Consider the following 18,166-nt stretch of genomic DNA (forward strand, 5'->3'; position numbering starts at 1 on the left):
GATCCTGTCTCAGGCAGCTACAAGCATGCTGGCTCAGGCTAACCAGTCTAAGCAAAGCCTTCTAGCTCTACTTCAGTAGAATTAGAATAAAAATAGAAACTAAAAAGGGAGGGGTGGCAGTGCCACCCCTCCCCATCCTCCGCCAGGAAGAGCCATTAAGACTTATCGCATAAAATCAAACAAGCTCTGGCGGCCAACATTTACAAATGCTTGTTGAGCTGCATCACGGCTGGTTATCATTGATTGCATTTCAGTTACAATACCTGCAATATCTGCATCCTCAAGATCCGAAATATTTTCATTTAAAAGTAGCTTGCGCTGACCAAGAGCCTCAGCCTGCATTTGACCTTTGCTGAGCGCGGCACCAATGAGGGTTTGTTGCCTAGTAATATGCTCAATAGCCTTATCTATATCGTCTAATGTTCCCTCTTCAAGTTCACCAGACATAATTTGATTTTCAACAATCTCGATAATTTCGAAGGCTGAATCATGACCGTAATCACTTTCAACACGCATAAATGCACTTGCACCGTCAACCCCAGTTGATAACCGCATAGACTCTGATACCTGGACGCTATGCCTTCCACGGTCACCTACAAATTGAACAACGCCATCTTTATCAATTTCAAATGCATTTGAATTCACTTTGTAACCAGCAAAAAGTGACTGACCTGTTAAATCTTTTTTATTTGCAAGCTCAACCATTCCCTTTTTTAGTTCACCAATTTCAGTCTTAATTGACTGCCGATCTGCCGAAGCATAGGTGTCATTGACAGCTTGAATTGATAATTCAAAAATTCGTGTCATGATTGTAACAGCTTGACCCAGTGTTTCATCAGTTAGAGCCAGTCGATACTGAGCACGGTCTAGGTTAGATGAATATCTCTCAAGCATTAATTTTTGCTCTTTTGCAGCTGAAATATTAGCCGCATCAATTGGACTATCAGATGATCTCAAGATCTTTTTACCTGATGCAATTCGCATTTGAGCTTCTTGAATTTGGCCAGTCATTTTATGAAAACCAGCCAAAGATTGAGCATTAAATGTTTTGGTACTAATTGGCATTTAAATCACCTAAATAGACTGCAGCAAAGTTTGAAATAATTCACGTGCAGTTGATAAAATTCTGGCAGATGCCTGATATGCTTGTTGCTGTTCTATTAATTTAGATGCCTCAGTATCCAGATTGACACCTGAATAACTCGCCTCAGCTTCAACAGCCGCATCACGCAAAGTTTCCGCTGCCTCAAGAGTTAACTTACTGGTTCTTACGCTTGTGCCTAAAGTAGCCACCATTGAACCAAATATCTCCTGAAAACCTCCAATATCAGGGTTATCGTCGTTTGCGGCTTGCAAGGATATAATTGCCTCTAAGTTTCTGCCGTCTCCAACACCCTCATAATTCGTAGCAATATGAAATTTGTCATTTAATTGAAGATCACCCGATAATTTAATATCAAAACCTTTAGCTGTAGCTTCTTTCCTTGATGTTAAACTTCGAGTGGCCATGGAGGTGCCAGTCTCTGTATCAATAAATTCAACAACACCGTTTTCAACATCGGTGACTTGGATCATCAAATCACGAGTAATCACGGGAGCCTCTGGAGGCCTAAGGTCATAATTAGCAGATATTTTTCGTGAAGCTTGCCCCGTAAGTACAACAATTAATTCTTCATCAGGCATGTCAGAAAGTGTAATCCGTTGACCTATTAAACTATCAGCTGTTGCGCTTGCTTGAAGATCTTTAGATGAGTCATTATGGGTGGCTATAATATTCTGACCATCAACGCGAATATTGAAATCTCGATCATAAAAACTTTCAATTTCAGAAACTGCTGTTGTAGTTACTGCTCCATGGCTTTTATACGTTAGTACTAAAGAGTCAGTCCCAGCAGCGACTGTAAAATCAAGATTTGAATAGCCACTGTGAGATTGAAGGGCTAATACAACGTCAGATAACGTTGGTTCATCATCGAAAGAAACAGTTACTGCGTTAGTTGATTGTGTAAATGTAGCATTAGCAGCCGCGCCAGTTGCCTTATATGTCAAAGTCAGAGCATCGCTACCTGCACTTAGATTAAAGGCAAGACTGCTATAACCAGTTGCACTCTGCAAAGATGAAATCACTGAGGCCACACTGATTGGAGCTGTAGTGAATTTGTGTGAGATTGTTGTGGCACCGTCAGATAGTGTTACTGTCTGACCCGCAAGATTGTTTAAACCAGCAAAATCAAAACCATTAATGGATTGAACTTCATTAACTCCAGAAATGCCCTCTGTTGTTACACTTAGATCATGTTCAAAAACCCTGAGATTGAAAGCTGTGTCCCCTATTGTGAGTGTTTTTTCAGCCAACGAACTCAGTGCATTTGAATTCAATCCACTTACAGTCTGAACTTCGTATGTAGATGCAGCACCTGAAATTGTTTCGGTAACAGTTAAAGGGATAGCCTGTTGAGTGAGCGCTGCAATTGGTTGCGATGTTCCGTTTGTAAGGCCAAACCTGGCAGCAGCTTCAGTATTACCATCTACTGATGCTGATGTAGGCAAGGTAATGTTATCACTTACTAAAGTCCCATCGTTAGACCAAATATGGAGTTTATGATCCTTGTTATATGAAGCACTCAACCGGCCAGACTCTCCACCAGAAACATAAACCTCACCCTGCTGCATTATTATGCTGTAGTTTTGACCCTCAAATGATACGACGACCTTATCATCGTTTTCTGGAAAGGTAGTGATTGTCTCAGTAATCGTATATGAGGATGGATCATAACTTAACGAAAGTGTATTTTGTGGATTGCTGCTTATGATGCTTACAGTTCCATCAGGCAGTTCATTTAACTGGTATGTAATATCTTCAAAATTTAAATTCAAACTCCCGTTCGATGCAAAGGCAGTTCTTTTCCCCTCAGACAGAACAATCGTGTTTGTCTTTGTAAGAGTCGACTGACCAGTAAGATTAGCAATAGGTGCGTTCGATCTAAATTTTTTAGCCATAGCAATGGCAACAGATTTTGCATCTTTTTCAACCAAATCTTTGCTTGAAAGCTTTTCGGTCAAACCATCAATTGTAAGAGAATAATCTACCGTTTCTGCTGAGGCAGATGTACCATTCACAGATGATTCATTCCCATCAATATTTGGTAAACTATCAAACCTTATAGTTCGAGATGCTCCAAGTTCACTTATATTTGTCAAAATATCAGAAGCATCAGTCTTATTGGAAACTGTTGTGCCGAGATATCCATCTTCACCTGTCTTATTTAAGTAAGTGTCAACGTATTTAGCCCCAACATTGAAACCGTTTGAGGCTTTGAATAAATCACTGATTTCTTCAGATGACATGCTAGAACCAGCAATATGGCGGCCTTCTCTGGTGAAAATTTGAATGCTGGAACCTAAATCACTTCTATTTGTTACCACTCCAGCTACTGCATTACTGTTTGAAAGGCTTAACGAAGCGCTATTATCTATATTACTTTTTGAAAAGCTAATTGATAGCTGGCCATCTGATCCAGAGGCATAGGCACCAATATCTGTAAGTGAAAATTTTGTTGCACCATCTATATCATTTGTCCCTTTCATAACACCTTGGTTAAGCAGATCAGCAACTTTTTTCATATCATTCCAGGACCCACTAGCCCCTGAATGAAAAGTTCCATAACTCAAATCAAAACTGTAGGTTTTTACACTTCCTGCTTGATCAGTAACTTTTAGTGAAGCAACGTTTATTCCTTTCATTTTTTCATCACTCAATGAAAAATTTACACGTGATTGCTGCGTTAAACTCACTAAATCAAGATCAGTAACATTAGCGGGGACGACAACCGCAGGTCCATCAGCATAAAATGTCGTGGCGGCAACAGCTGAAAGTCCATCCGACATGACTTTTGTTATATCTGGGATACTATCTTCAGGGGGAATAACCAGAGCATCAACTGCCATAGTAGCAGCGCTTTCATTATTTGGATCAGCTGAAGAAAGCAACTTTGCCGCTGCTGCAATATCATGAGCTCGGGTAATTGCAAGTCCTATGGCCTTTGCTGAGCCCTCACCTGGTGTAAGGCTAAACTTGTCACCTTGCCTAGCACTACCATTAAATTCAACCCGCATACCTGGAAGTAAAATTTGAGATTTACCAGATCCAACTATTTGATTTGATGAATTACGACCAGTCCATAAATCTGTTTTACTATCAAAACTAAATTCCAAATGCTCAGGCGCAACAATAGTATAATCTGTTACTTCAACCATGGAAACTGCGGCACCTAAATTCTTTGGGTTTTCAATCATACTAACATCGGCCATCATAAAGAATTTTTCGCCGGGCTGACCTTCAAGGTTTATACCTTGTTCGTGTATAGCGTTTACGTCTCTAACTAATTTAAAGGCTAGGTTATCAATTTTTCCCATCATTTCAGAAGATTTGGAATAGCTATCACTTAAACCCTTTAATGACCCACTTGTGATTTGATTGGTTGGTACAAAACCAGTGCCTTGCCCAATAAGGAAACTCAAGTTTTTGCCATCATCAACAGTTTTAAGAGTTGAATATCTATCGTGCCTCACAAGTTGAGCACCTTTTCCAGAATTACCCAAAGTGAGACTTTTTGTACCATCCTCATTATCAGAAATAGTAATTTCAACATAATCACTTATTTTGTTAATCAGAGCATCCCGTGCATCTAATGCTGAGTTGGACTTTGCTGCAGTTCCTGCACCAATAGCACGGTTTAAGTTCGCTAGTTCAGCCGTTAAACCATTCAGATCACTAATAGCTTGGTCTACCTGCTCAACAATACCTGATTTTACTGCATCCATCTCAAGAGCTAGTTGCCTAAAACTTTCAGTTAGTGCTCCAGCTTGTTCTAAAGCAACAGTTCTAGGTGCGCGATCAGACGGCGCAACTGAGACTTCCTGCAGTCCATCAAAAAATTCAGCTATCATTGAACCAAGGTTGTGATCACCCGGCAAAAGAACATCTTCTAGGTCACTAATGTTATTAGAGTAAGCTGCGGTTGACTCAGCATAAGATGAAGTTGAGCGAGCTTTATTAAGCAAAAACTCATCATATGAGCGCTTTACATCAGCAACTCGCACACCCAATCCACTCTGATCTGGCACACTGTTAACACTGCCAGTGCTACCCTGAATTTCTTCAAGATTAGCCTCGCGGCGCTTATATCCATCCGTATTAATATTGGCAATATTCTGTCCAGTTACAGATAAAGCTTCTCTGTAGGAACTCAGCCCGGATTTGCCAATGTCAAATAAACTAGCCATTTTTACATCGCTGACTTATCAAATTGACGCACTAATGCCTCTGCAATGCCAAGATCCATTTTCTTGGACATCAAGTCTGCATGTTCTTGATCTAGCATATCTTCATAAGTGCTTTTGGCGTGACTGCCGAAAAGGTCATCAGCAAGTTTAGTTTTACGTGCCTCTTTGAGAAATTGATGAAGGAAAATAGCCTCAAATTTTTCTGCTGCGGCTCTTAAGTCCTCATTTTCATCGGGCAACTTAGTTTTATTGGCTTCATATAAGGCCATCGATGTATCAATAGGTGTAAGTTCCATAAGACTCTCCTATATCACTATGATTTCAGCACGAAGAGAACCAGCTTCACGAAGTGCTTCTAAAATGGCAACTAAGTCAGAAGCACTTGCTCCAACAGCATTTATTGAATCAACAATTTCAGCAAGGTTCACACCCGTATCAAAAATAAAGGCTTTTGCCGTTTCTTCTTCAATTTCAATATCTGTATCGGCCGTTTGAACTGCATCGCCTGGTGTTGTAGTAGTTCCGTTAGCATTGGTGGTGGTTGTGCCAGTAGTGGTTACATCCATATCTTCAGTAACTTTAACTGTCAGTGAACCATGCGTAACAACTGCTGGTGTTACTCTCACATCACCACCAATAACAATCGTGCCAGTCCGAGAATTGACTATGACCTTTGCAGATGGACGTGCTGGATCAACCTCAACATTTTCAAGCAGGCTTACAAAACTAACCTTTTGCCCTGGATCAACAGGCGCACGCACCTTAATTGATGAAGCATCCAGCGCGACCGAAACATCAGGCCCAAATATTTCATTAATGGCATCAGATACGCGAATTGCGGTGCTAAAGTCACCTTGATGCAAATTAAGTATTAAATTGTCTGATGACTGAAATGGGCTTTCAACCATTTTTTCAACCGAGGCTCCTCTGGGAATACGGCCAACGGTCGGAATATTAACAACAACAGATGAACCATCATTTCCTGTTACGCCAAGGCCACCAACAACCATATTTCCTTGAGCAACTGCATAAGTTTCGCCATCGGCGCCAAGCAAAGGCGTCATAAGTAATGTGCCGCCACGAAGAGACTTTGAAGCCCCTATCGTGGAGACTGTGATGTCAATACGCTGACCAGGTTTTGTAAATGCCGGTAAATCAGCCGTTACCATGACGGCTGCTGCATTTTTGCCAGATAAGTTGGACGCATCTGTGACTAAGCCAAACTGAGACACCATCGATTGCAAGGATTGTAAAGTTAGACCTGAATTGCCATCACCAGTTCCAGACAAACCAACAACAAGTCCATAACCAACAAGCTGGTTGGTACGCACCCCAGCAATCGACGTCATGTCTTTCAACCGATCAGCGACCGCGCTTCTGATACCCGTAAAGGCACTCAAACTAAATATCAAACTTACAGTAATGATGGCACGGATAGACATTTTATTTCCCTTAACTAATAGAACAGAACATCTAGAATGGTGAGATGGCACGCAATGTTTTGCTGAGCCATCCTTGGCGCGCCGAGTCAGCAGTTTCACCTGCCCCAACATACGTTATTTGGGCATCGGCAATGCGGTTAGACAAAACAAGATTTGAAGCCGAAATATCTTGAGGACGAACAAGGCCTGTCAAACGCACATATTCATCACCATTATTCAAATTAAGCTTTTTCTGGCCTTTAATTTCCATATTCCCATTTTCAAATACACGCATAACGGTAACAGACAAAAAGCCCGACAGAGAATTAGACTGCGCAGCAGAACCAGAACCAGAGAAACTCCGAGCTGCGCCACCTGTGAGACCCGCATCTGCGTACCCACCTGTTAGAATATTTGGAAGTGCTGTTGGCAAAGTAACGCCAAAACTATCGGTTTTGGCTGATGCAGCTGTTTGTGACTTCGTTGCTGAAAACGATTCACTTAGGGATACTGTTAGGATATCACCAACATTGCGTGCGCGCCGATCAGTTGCGAACAACCCACCTTTGGTTTTTTCAAAAATGCCGCCTGTTGGCGTTGCTGCCATTTGCGTAAAATCGTTTGTTTCGTAAATTGGTTCAAATTCAAGTGATGCCTGATTTTGAACATATGTTGAGCAACCACCTAGCCCAAGCGCAAACAAAACAAAACATACAATGCGAGCATTCAACATAACAGTTCCTCAAATATACCAGATCAATTACAGGTTATTGGAGATGAAGCGCAGCATTTCATCAACTGATGTAATCGACTTCGAACTCACCTCATAGGCGCGTTGCGTTTCAATCATGCTGACAAGTTCCTGCACCACATTAACGTTGGATGCCTCAAGCGAACCTTGAAGCAATTTGCCAAATCCCTGCTCTTGAGGGTTGGCAATAATAGCCGCGCCACTAGCCGCTGTTTCGATAGAGAAACTTTCACCAATTGGCTGTAAACCCCGGCGATTGTTAAAGTCTGCGATTGTAAGCTGGCCAACATTCTGCGGTTCAATTTCGCCTGCCACAATCACGCTGACAATGCCATCGCCAGATATGTTGATTTGACTTGCATTTCCAGGAATCTGGATTTCAGGCTGCAACACATAGCCACTTGGCGTTGTTAGCGTGCCTTCCGCATTGGTCGAAAATGATCCGTTACGGGTATAGCCAATCTGGCCATCTGGAAGCAAAACCTGAAAGAAGCCAGATCCCTCAATAGCTAGATCAAGAGAGTTGTCTGTCTGGATCATGCTGCCTTGGCTCATCATCTTTTGCGTATTGACAATACGAGCACCAGTACCAACAGCAAAGGCTGAGGTCAAATCAGTATCGGCAGATGTTTCTTCACCTGCTGAACGACGTACTTGATAAAGGAGTGTTTCAAAGTTTGCACGATCACGCTTGAAGCCTGTTGTATTAACGTTGGCAAGGTTGTTGGCGATGACCTGCATTCTAGTTTGTTGGGCATTTAGGCCTGTCTTGGCCACATGCATTGAACTTGTTGACATTTACTTGCCTCCAGCAGAATTGAATACTCTGCTACTATGTAAGCAAGACGCGTGCCAAACATGATGATATTAGTTAGGCAACCGCATAAGAGATGAAGTTCCTTCGTCAAGTTCCTGTGCTGTAGAAATCAATTTAATGTTTATTTCATACTGGCGCTGGTCCTCAATTGAATTGACCAGTTCTTCCGTAATGTTCACATTACTAAGCTCAACGTTGTGCTGAATAACCCTAGGTTTTTGATCAATTTCAGGTAATTCTCCATCTTTTGCACGAATTTCACCATCAGGAAATTTTTTAAGCTGAATATCAGCTGCAGAGGTCATTGCTAGTTGCCCAATATTTACCCTTGTGCCTGCCTCAGCACCAACTGGCTCGATGATTATTTCACCATTTTCAGAAAAGCTGATTGACCTATTAGCGGGGACTTTAATCGGATTCAACCCTACATCAAGAAGCTTTGCTCTTGAGCCATTGACAAGGAAGCCCTCATTATCAAGGCTAAGATCACCTCGTCGTGTCAAAGAAACGTCACCTGTTCCTTTTACAAAAAAATAACCATCACCTCTAAGAGCAATATCCATCGCTTCGTTTGTTTGGCTTAGTTGTCCTGGAGTGCTCTCAAAAACGTTATTATCATCTTTCAAAGCAAATGCACGAGATTGGAAGCTATTAATCATATCAGGAAATGCTGTTCCAGCTGATTTTGTGCCTAAATCTCGGCGATAGCCAGGAACACTGATGTTTGCCATATTTTGCGCACGAACTGAACGGTTATCATAAATGTTATTAACCGTATTCATTGCGGTAAAAATAAACTTATCCATGCCAGTCTCCTAATTGATAATTGTTTACATAAGCAAGAGCCATGCCAAACCAGCTTTAGCTGGTTTGGCATTTTAATTGTTTATATTTCAATTAGGTTTACATGCGGATATTAATAATAGTCTGTGTCAATCCAGTTGTTGTCTCGATTGCTTTAGCTGATGCCTGATAGTTTCGCTGAGCCGTAATCAAATTAACTAGCTCTTCTGTAATATCAACATTTGATCGCTCAAGCGAACCTGAGAGAATATTACCAAAACCTTCGGCACCCGCTTCACCAACCTGAGGAGTACCTGAAACAGCCGTTTCAACATAAGTAGCGTTACCAATCTGTTTCAAACCGTTTTGGTTGTTGAAGTTTGCCACAACAATCTTACCAAGTGGGTTATTCTGACCATTAGTATAGTTAGCACGAATTGTTCCCGATGAGTCAATCTCAAGGCCATCAAGTCGTCCTGAGGTGAAACCATCCTGCTGAACTGATAGCACAGAGAAAGGTTGAGCAAACTGTGTTGAAGCTGCAAAGTCAACATCTAGGGCAATAGAGAAACCCTCTTCCTGCTTCTCATAATGCACATTATTCTTTGGACTTACTAATGCACCGGTTTTGTCAAATGTAAGCTCACCTTCATCGATATAAAGTGGATAATAACCTTCAACAAGATTAGCTGGAGGTGACTCGACAACCTTGCCATCGGCACTCACATACAGTGCTACACCATTCGCGTTAGTTGCTTGAACCAGGTTGTAAATTTCCGGAACAGAGCCAACACCCAAAGGCACATCATCCAGACCTAGTCTAGCAATGCCCTTGACCTTAATTGTGGATGAGTCGCCAGTAGTACCTGTCGTAAATGATAAATTATTATTATCAAGATCATAGCTCACTGACACACCACCAATTGGATCTCCAGTCACAGGATCTGAGATTTGATTGATACGTTTTTCAAGAGCGGAAGCAAGTGTTGATCCAACATATGAACCTGCAGGCACTTCAATAATACCACTGATACCATTCACAGAAATATTAAAAACGTTTTCCCCAGTTTGTGCAGAAAGTTTAAAGACACTACTCAAATCTTCATTGGCACTTGCACCTGCTGCAGTTGCAGCAGTCGCTTTTAGACCTCTTCCTTCCGTGAAGATAAAGTCAGTCTTTGTTGAGCCAACACCAAGCAGTTGGTTTTCACCATTACCAATAATGCGGGAGTCTGGATCGTTAATCGTTTTAATAGCAGATCCGTCTGTAGCATTGATAGTATACCGGCCTACTTGGATATTTGAGCTCTTTTGATTTGTTTCAACACCAATGGCTCCGTCACTCGCAATTGTCTCACCTGTAGAACCACTAGAGAATTCAAAATTCTCGAGATCACTGTTATAGCTAACCGAAATACCATAGCGTTTGTCGTTTGGCTGAATTTCTTCACCATCAGATATAAAGCTATCACCATAAAGAACCTCTCCACCCTTAATTGGGACAGTTGATGAAGAACCTTGAGATGGAATTCCAAGGTTGTTAGAGCCGGTAGAATTAGACCCATAAATGGAATAGGAACTAAAATTACTGTCAGTTCCACTTCCAAGCACGGTTCTATCAACAGTGAAGTTAAGACGCTGATTGACAGCATCATAGCCAACCTTTACTGCAGGATCTTTTTCATCGACCCAGTCAATTGTTGAGTTCGCAGCTGTGGTGGCTACTGCCATTGCATCAAGGCCTAGAGCAGTCAAATCTGTAGCAGTGCCAGAATTATCAAAGGCTGCAGAGGAAGCTACAAAGCCACCTAAGTCAGTTCGCTTACTACCAATTTCACGGACAACCATTCTTTTACTTGAATAGTTTTCCTGTGAACCCTCATAAACTGGATAAGAACCCTCAAAAAAGGCTTCAGTCGTGGTTGACTCATTAGCCAAAATATAGACTGAAACGTCTGCGGCTGCGCCAGTAATTGTAAAGTCATTTTCTGCAAGTGCTAAACCTGAAGTGCTGACCTCAACATAACCACGACCAGTAGCATTTCCAGTTGTTGTACTGGATGCCACTGATACAATTTCAAATTCACGCCCATTCAAAGTTCCAGCGTTTCCTTCAGTTGCAGGAAACTTTCCAGACAACCTTATGTTTGCACCTACTGTAAAGTTAGTGGCCTGAGCATCATCTATGAATATCTTCATTTTATTTTGTGTTGCAGTGTAGGCGATATAGGAAGTTGTGGCATCTCCGCTGGCCGCTACGCGAGTATCATATACATCCATTGATGGGCGATTACCAAAATATGAATATGCCATATATTGTGAAGCTACATTGTCATCTGAAACTACAGTACCCACCGAAGCAGCAGTTGTTGTAGAAACAACGCCATTACTTGGATATGTCAGAGTAAGTGCATTTGAGCCAGCAGTGACAGCGAACCCCAAAGCTGAGTAATTATCATGTCCCGTTATAGCTGTTACGACTTGTGCAAGAGTTGGCTCAGTGACAAAATTTACCGTGACCGCAGCTGACGATTGGGTGGCTGTCGAAATTGCAGTCGAGGCACTTGCAACTTTATATGTTAGTGTAACAGCATCTGTTCCAGCTGTTGCATTAAACAACATACTACTATACCCAGATGCACCTTGGATGGCTGTTACAACTGCAGCAACGCTCGCTGGAGCGGTTGTAAAAGTATGCGATACTGAATTTGTTCCATCCGAAACTGTTAATTTTTGTCCTGCCAAATCAGCAAGCCCCGTTGCAGTAAGCCCAGTCAATGATTGAACTTCTACCACAGATGCTGTGCCTGTAGTTGTTTTGCTAACAGTTAGCGAACTAGTGCCAAAATTTATAGCGCCACTCTCACCCAAAGTAAGGCTTTTACCTGCTAGATTTGCAAGACCAGCAGCATCAAGCCCAGTGACACTTTGAACTTCAGCAGCAGAACCTGATCCAGTGGTAGTTTTTGTCACTGTCAATGCACTAGAAATATCTGCAGTGCCTACTTTCAATGAAGAGTTAGCTGGGAAAGTTGAATTACCTTTTAATATAGAAAAGTTCACACCATCTGGGCGAGAAACTGTTAGAACTCCGGCTGAAGCCGATACTTCATATTTACTGTTAGCTCCCGATACATCACTATCAATTGCCATTGCAGTAGCAATAGTTGTCGCTGTGTCTTGGGCTGAAACAAGAGTTCCAGAATTTAAGGTCACACTAGTTTCAAAAACACCGTCTCCATCCTCATCTGCAACTAAATCAATTGTAATTTCTTCAGAGTTAGCATCGACAATTGTTCCTGGAGTAATAGTTAAATTTGTACTATTTCCTAACCTGTCGAGTGTGACAATATTATTAAATTCATAAACAGAGTTAATTTTACTGCTGGTAGAACGCGTAAATGAGAGATTTTCGACACCCAGCGGATTACCTGATTGAGTGCGATTGTATGAATTCAAAGCTTCATTAATTTTCACTTGAGTATGAGCAAGAAAATCTTCACGGGTAATATCTGGTGAAGAACCATCAATATCAAAGTCAGGAATATTTTCTGATACAAAGCTATCAGTCCCCAACAAGTCAACCTCAATTGCAGTATCCAAACTACTAACTGCGCCATCAGCATCAGTACGTTTCAGATCAATTTTAATCTTGTCATCTAGATTTTGTACAATCTGTAACTTTCTATCATCACCATAAGCGGCATTGACTGACCGCTCAACCTCTGCGGCTAATTGAGTTGCATTATAGGTACCAGGCCTAATGTCAATACTTACCGGCTGGTCACTATCATCAACATTTAAAAGAAGAAAATCTTTGCCCCAATATACGTCACCACCTGCATTACCGCCTTCACGAGTAGCTTTGAATTCAAGAGGGTCGGTAACAATCTCAACAAGCTTGTCTCCCTCTTCACCAAAGTCGAACGATGTTTGCTCTCCCTTAATTGTAGCAGGAGATGATGGAATTAACTTCTGCAAATCATCAAGCTTATAAAGTGGCGACCCTTTACCTTCAAGGAAGTAGTTATCATCAGGTACAGTCGTTGTCTGACGTCCAAACCTATCTATGAAAACCTGATTGCCTGCATCATCAACCGAACTAACTAGATCAGGATCAATGATTTGGTCATTAATGACCAAGCGAGTATCGTATTTATTTGTTGGATCATCTGCAGACGCTGATTGTGTTTTAATAAAATACACTGTTGCGATTGTTGGATTGCCCAAATCATCAAAGATTGTAATAGATGTTGAATTTGTAAACGTGGATGGATCATCAGGGTTAAATGTATAACCGTCAGAAAATTGAGCTTGATCCGTAACAACCTCTGAAGAAGCAGGCACGTTCACTCCAAGATTAATAGTACTCGTCGCTTGTGGGTCACCAGATGTAACTGGTAGCTGCAAAGGAACAGCACTATCAAGGTCTTTAGCTGTCACAGATCCATCGTTATTCACTGGATATGTGAGTAGATACTGACCAGCTGAGTCCACAACATATCGATCATTATCAACGTTCAACGATCCATTACGAGTGTAAACTGTTTGTGCAGAGGTCAATGAAGGTTTAAGAGCAAAGAAACCCTGGCCAGAAATCGCCAAATCCAAGGCATTTAGTGAAGCAGCAATGTTACCCTGAGTAAACTGCTGCTTAACACCTTTCAAAATTGCACCTGATCCAAGTGAAGAAGAAGAGTTCTGCAGAGGTGAAGTCGCAAAAATATCACCAAATTCAACTCGGCTCCGTTTAAAGCCTGTTGTTCCAACGTTTGCAATATTGTTGGAGGTTGCTGAGATATCTGCCGAAGATCCATTCAATCCGGTCAAAGCGGTATAAAATGACATTAGTTAGTCTCCTATGATACAATTTATTATTCAAAAGTTCAGTTCAATTGAGTTGTAAAATAATCAGCCCTAGCGGAACCTTGCCACATCAGCTGCTCGAACTTCGCCGTAATCACGAACATCAAGCATGACACCTGTAGTAGCGTCACCAGTTGATGCAGAAAGAACGTCAGCAAATATGCTCGGAGTGAGTGTTTCCATACCTTTGCCAAAATCAACATGCGCTTCAATGCGAACAGGTTCACCACTGTTAAGGATATCTTCAGGGATATCTTCCCATGAGAACCCAACAAGTCCTGAAGCTTGAGCACCAAGTTCAACCGAATGTAACATTGCGCCAGCTTTGTCAGTAAAGGCGAGGCTAGTGACACCTGACGCTGATGGCAGATCGAGCATTCCATGGATTTCGCCATTGTTATCAGGGCGTGCATAATTTCCTGGAATCATCACTGAATTACCTAGCATATTTGAGGCGGTTGCAATTCGAAACTCTGACAGAGTTTCGGCAAGGCCATTCAGCGTCTGGTTCATATCAGTAATACCTGTTACGGTAGAAAATTGCGCCATTTGTGCAATCATGTCTGTATTTTCCATAGGCGCAAAAGGGTCCTGGTTTTGAAGCTGAGTAGTCATCAGCGTCAAAAACTCTTCCTGACCTAGCTGATCATTGTTAGCTGGAGCTGCATCATCACTAGATTTCACACCAAGCTTATCCAAAATTGAATTCAGCGAGTTTTGGGACGATGTATCAATTGTACTCATTTATTCGGTCTCCGTTTCTATTTGCCCATGTTGATTGTACGCATCATCAGAGCGCGTAAGGTTGTTACAACTTCAATATTATTTTGGTACTGGCGGCTTGCCTCAATCATTTCTACGAATTCTTCTTCGACATTAACTGCCGCACTATAGACGAAACCTTTTTCATCAGATTTTGGGTGGTCTGGCATATAAATACGCTCAGGCTTCCTATCTAGCTGCGTTACACCAACAACCTGTGTTGTTGACATGCCACTATCATTCACGCGATCCGCAAAACGGGTTTCGAAAATAGGCTTCATTGAGCGATAGGCTTCGTCTTCAGTACTTGCGAGATTTCCAGCATTTGCAAGATTACTGGCAATAGTGTTAAGGCGCACCATCTGCGCTGCCATTGCGCTCCCAGAAATATCAAATACGTTTTTGATTTCAGCCATTACTCGCCCCTGATTGCCGACATAAGGCCGGTAATGCGGTTGTTAAGAAACGTAAGTGATGTTTGATAACGCATAACGTTTTCAGAAAATTCCATCTGCTCAACATTTAACTCAACTGTATTACCATCCAGTGATGGATTTAATGGTTGGCGATAAAGAACCTGGTCAGGACGTGCGTTCACCGCCATTCTGATATGACGTGCGTCGGAACCATCCATGGAACCGTGGCCAGCTGCCCGTTTAATCTCGTCTTCGAAATTAATGTCACGCGCTTTAAAATTTGGAGTTGCTGCGTTAGCAATGTTCGACGCTAAAATATCGTTACGTTTAGAGCGCAAAGATAAGGCTGCCGCATGCACTTGCAGATAATCGCCAATTCCTTTCATCGTCTTACCTCTATATAGTTACGTGTAACGGTTATCGATCTCAGCTTTTCCGCCCTTTTCAAGAGGTAAAAAACATTAAAAGAAACCTTCGATTGGTCTGGAATTTGCAATAAGGATGCCAAATATAACGGCAAGGATAAAAAAATGGCTAGAACGACATTATCGAATAGCGCGGGTCCCGGCTCTTCAACGCCATTGGCACCACAAACAATTAAAGTACGCGATGCAGTTATCGCGAAATGTGATGATCAGTCACTTGATGAGATGAATGAGTTCGTAAAGGGGCTTCTTGACCGCGAAACAGATGAACTGAAGCGCCTGGGCATTCTGGCTGCTCGCGTTTATATCCTGCGCCAGCGCATAATGGCGTTAATGGAGTCAGGAGCTCTAAAAACCAGCGATAAAAAACTCGATTTTATCGATCCTGCGCCTGTACCAGCAGATGACGATATTGATGGTTTTGCCGATCTTGAAGATGACCTTAATGACACCAGTTGGATGCGAGTCCGGATTATTAAGAATTGTGAAGTTAACGGAGTGCGCTTTCCAAGCGGTGTTGTCATTGACGTTCATACTGACGATGCCACTAAATTAATTGAGTATGGAAAAGCCGAATTACAAGAAACGGATGTGGATGATAAACCATTCCCAGACATGAATGATGATCTCTCGGACATGACTGATGTGCTGGACGATGCATCAGATGAGCTTTCAGATATACCTGAAGATCAATCAGACATATCAGATGAGCTGACGAGCATAATGGATGAACCGGCAGACGCGCCTGATGAAGCTATGGCCGACGATGGTGAAGGAAATGACGACGCCGCCACAGCCGATATGCAAGCTGATGATAATGCAGACATGCTGGAAACAGATGTAAGCGATGATAACATCATGCCTGACGACATGCCTGATGACATTGATCTGACAGCGCCAATTGCCGAAGATATTGATGATCAGGATGACGTTGAAGACAATCCAACTAGTGATGTAGCAGACAATGAGGCGATTGCTGCGGCTGTCGCTGATAAGATGCCAAAGCCTAGCGCGTCGTCACCAGATGGAGAGCCTGTTGAAACATCCGAGTCTGACATTCTTGCTGGCTTGGAAGAACTGGGTGATCTTGACGAAACTGAAACAGAGTCAAGTGACCGTAAAAAGGATAGCTGACCAAGGTGGCGCATGCATTAAATTATACAGGGTTTTGTACCATAGCTGCTGGACTGTTTTTGGCACTTTCTGGTTGCAAAGACATGTCCCGATTCAAACAGGAAACCTTTTCATGCGGCCTGAATAAAGCTGGAATTTTTGAAGTCGTAGTCAGGTCAAACAAATCTGGCGATGATGCGATTGTAACAACCAAAAACGGCGAGACGCGTATGCCCATTACGCAAAGCAGTGCCAGTTTGATTACGATTGCTGATGCGCAGATGAAAATCGTGATCGACAGGCATACAAAGAGCCTAAATGTAACAATGGATAAAACAATGTATCATCTTGAATGCAAAAGTAGCATTTTCAAGATGTAGCCTTGTGCGTTAGGTTATTTTGATTTTCCGTGAAACCGCACGATGGCATCAACATCACCCGCAGATAGCTTTGTTGCTTTCATGATCGCTTCGGCAGACGCGCCTTTACGTGCCATTTCAATCGCTTTTGAGGTGCCAACCTCACCGCGAACATCATCTGTCAGACGCAAAATGTCCTCGCGCATGGTATCAAATGTAGCCCCATGATCGGTTATCATGTCACCTAGCTTTGATATATGTCCGGCAAGGCGTGACATGGTTTGATTTTGAACGTCCAGTTGCTGTGCTTGGTTTCGAAGCGCCTCATCAAATTTTTCTGACAATTTCCGCTGTTCGGCTTGCACCGAAAGGCTTCGCCACACAACAACACCAAGCATGATTGCAACTGTCAGAAGGACAATGCCAGCAGGACTTATGACAAAGGATAAAAACATGTTCAGACTGTGCATAGTACCGCCTTCTCTTTTCCGTCAGCTAGCAATTCTGGCTTTCAGTGGCTAAATCGATTTATCAAGTGATTTGCGGATATGCTTTCCTAAATCATCTGACCATGCCAGCCTAGCACGCGTTTTAGCTTCCAATAGATTTATCTTATCTAAGATTACTGAAAGTTGCACCTTATCATCGGCACTTAGTTTTTCACTTTCTTCAGATGACTCAATTAAAGGCCAAACCTCTTGAACCTGATTTTCAACTTCTTCCATCATAGCACGAAGATTAGCGGCATCTTCCAGACGCAACAAAGCACTGTCAAGCGAGCGCTCAACAGTGTCAAAAAGGGTATGCGTTTTAGATGTGCGGGTATCTGTCACCTAAACAACCAAGTTTCAGGTTTTTAAATCCCTGTATGCATCCATAAGCGCATCAGAAATCAAATCAAGGTTAATTGGGTATTCACCATTTGCAATCGCACTTTTGATACGATTAACTGCCTCAGCACTAACCGGCGGCTTTTCTGCCAGCTGTGCAATCACCTGTGGTGAAGCCGCATCACTCATAGTGACAGTGTCGCGTGCGACTGGTGCTACGTCAGACGCACCTGTTGCAACTGCTTTGCTGTCAAAATCACGATCACGGGGTTTTTGAACCTCGACTCGATTGACCATATTTTTTATGGCATCAACCATTTAAATAGCCTCCTCAAGT

At 42.3% G+C, this 18,166-nt stretch carries 16 protein-coding genes; 2 read left to right on the forward strand and 14 right to left on the reverse strand.

Features of this window, described 5'->3' with window-relative positions; all coding sequences use genetic code 11:
- Positions 1-162: 162 nt before the first annotated feature.
- The 11 genes from flgL to flgB all read right to left on the reverse strand — a co-directional run bounded on the left by flgL (position 163) and on the right by flgB (position 15,488).
- On the reverse strand, positions 163-1,065 hold the full coding sequence (gene flgL, locus ABNT28_RS00345; RefSeq protein ID WP_348720821.1) for a flagellar hook-associated protein FlgL: 903 nt from the start codon (positions 1,063-1,065) through the stop codon (positions 163-165).
- Between the two features lie 9 nt (positions 1,066-1,074).
- Positions 1,075-5,286, reverse strand: coding sequence for a flagellar hook-associated protein FlgK (gene flgK / locus ABNT28_RS00350; protein WP_348720822.1), 4,212 nt, complete (start codon positions 5,284-5,286; stop codon positions 1,075-1,077).
- A 2-nt stretch (positions 5,287-5,288) separates the two neighbouring features.
- Positions 5,289-5,582 carry a rod-binding protein gene (locus ABNT28_RS00355; protein ID WP_348720823.1) on the reverse strand — a complete coding sequence of 98 codons (294 nt, stop codon included), beginning with the start codon at positions 5,580-5,582 and terminating at the stop codon, positions 5,289-5,291.
- Positions 5,583-5,591: 9 nt separating this feature from the next.
- The gene (locus ABNT28_RS00360; protein WP_348720847.1) at positions 5,592-6,635 is read right to left on the reverse strand and encodes a flagellar basal body P-ring protein FlgI; all 1,044 of its coding nucleotides are present in this window, start codon (positions 6,633-6,635) and stop codon (positions 5,592-5,594) included.
- A gap of 124 nt (positions 6,636-6,759) precedes the next feature.
- Positions 6,760-7,440: a flagellar basal body L-ring protein FlgH gene (locus ABNT28_RS00365; RefSeq protein WP_348720824.1), complete on the reverse strand. Its 681-nt coding sequence runs from the start codon at positions 7,438-7,440 to the stop codon at positions 6,760-6,762.
- A 27-nt stretch (positions 7,441-7,467) separates the two neighbouring features.
- Positions 7,468-8,256 carry a flagellar basal-body rod protein FlgG gene (gene flgG / locus ABNT28_RS00370; protein WP_348720825.1) on the reverse strand — a complete coding sequence of 263 codons (789 nt, stop codon included), beginning with the start codon at positions 8,254-8,256 and terminating at the stop codon, positions 7,468-7,470.
- 69 nt (positions 8,257-8,325) lie between these two features.
- A complete protein-coding gene (locus tag ABNT28_RS00375) occupies positions 8,326-9,081 on the reverse strand; it encodes a flagellar basal body rod C-terminal domain-containing protein (RefSeq protein WP_348720826.1) in 756 nt (251 codons plus the stop codon).
- Positions 9,082-9,178: 97 nt separating this feature from the next.
- Complete coding sequence (locus tag ABNT28_RS00380; protein ID WP_348720827.1) at positions 9,179-13,906, reverse strand: flagellar hook-basal body complex protein; 4,728 nt, start codon at positions 13,904-13,906, stop codon at positions 9,179-9,181.
- 69 nt (positions 13,907-13,975) lie between these two features.
- Positions 13,976-14,668: a flagellar hook capping FlgD N-terminal domain-containing protein gene (locus ABNT28_RS00385; protein WP_348720828.1), complete on the reverse strand. Its 693-nt coding sequence runs from the start codon at positions 14,666-14,668 to the stop codon at positions 13,976-13,978.
- Positions 14,669-14,685: 17 nt separating this feature from the next.
- Positions 14,686-15,102 carry a flagellar basal body rod protein FlgC gene (gene flgC / locus ABNT28_RS00390; RefSeq protein WP_348720829.1) on the reverse strand — a complete coding sequence of 139 codons (417 nt, stop codon included), beginning with the start codon at positions 15,100-15,102 and terminating at the stop codon, positions 14,686-14,688.
- Positions 15,102-15,488 (reverse strand): flagellar basal body rod protein FlgB, encoded by a 387-nt coding sequence (gene flgB, locus ABNT28_RS00395; protein WP_348720831.1) that lies wholly within the window; start codon positions 15,486-15,488, stop codon positions 15,102-15,104. Before flgB ends, flgC begins: the two co-directional genes overlap by 1 nt.
- Positions 15,489-15,632: 144 nt before the next feature.
- Here flgB and ABNT28_RS00400 point away from each other — a divergent pair, with 144 nt between their 5' ends.
- Entirely contained in the window at positions 15,633-16,661 is a 1,029-nt protein-coding gene (locus ABNT28_RS00400) for a hypothetical protein (protein WP_348720832.1), read from the forward strand.
- 83 nt (positions 16,662-16,744) lie between these two features.
- Entirely contained in the window at positions 16,745-17,020 is a 276-nt protein-coding gene (locus tag ABNT28_RS00405; protein WP_348720833.1) for a hypothetical protein, read from the forward strand.
- A gap of 14 nt (positions 17,021-17,034) precedes the next feature.
- Here the strand turns inward: ABNT28_RS00405 and ABNT28_RS00410 are convergent, their stop codons facing one another.
- From ABNT28_RS00410 to flgM, 3 genes are read right to left on the reverse strand one after another with little or no spacing between them, the layout of a single operon-like run.
- A complete protein-coding gene (locus ABNT28_RS00410; protein ID WP_348720834.1) occupies positions 17,035-17,469 on the reverse strand; it encodes a hypothetical protein in 435 nt (144 codons plus the stop codon).
- A 48-nt stretch (positions 17,470-17,517) separates the two neighbouring features.
- On the reverse strand, positions 17,518-17,832 hold the full coding sequence (locus tag ABNT28_RS00415) for a hypothetical protein (protein WP_348720835.1): 315 nt from the start codon (positions 17,830-17,832) through the stop codon (positions 17,518-17,520).
- Positions 17,833-17,847: 15 nt separating this feature from the next.
- Positions 17,848-18,147 (reverse strand): flagellar biosynthesis anti-sigma factor FlgM, encoded by a 300-nt coding sequence (flgM, locus tag ABNT28_RS00420; RefSeq protein WP_348720836.1) that lies wholly within the window; start codon positions 18,145-18,147, stop codon positions 17,848-17,850.
- Between the last annotated feature and the right edge of the window lie 19 nt (positions 18,148-18,166).

This window comes from uncultured Candidatus Puniceispirillum sp., assembly GCF_963979125.1.
Classification (GTDB): Bacteria; Pseudomonadota; Alphaproteobacteria; order Puniceispirillales; family Puniceispirillaceae; genus Puniceispirillum.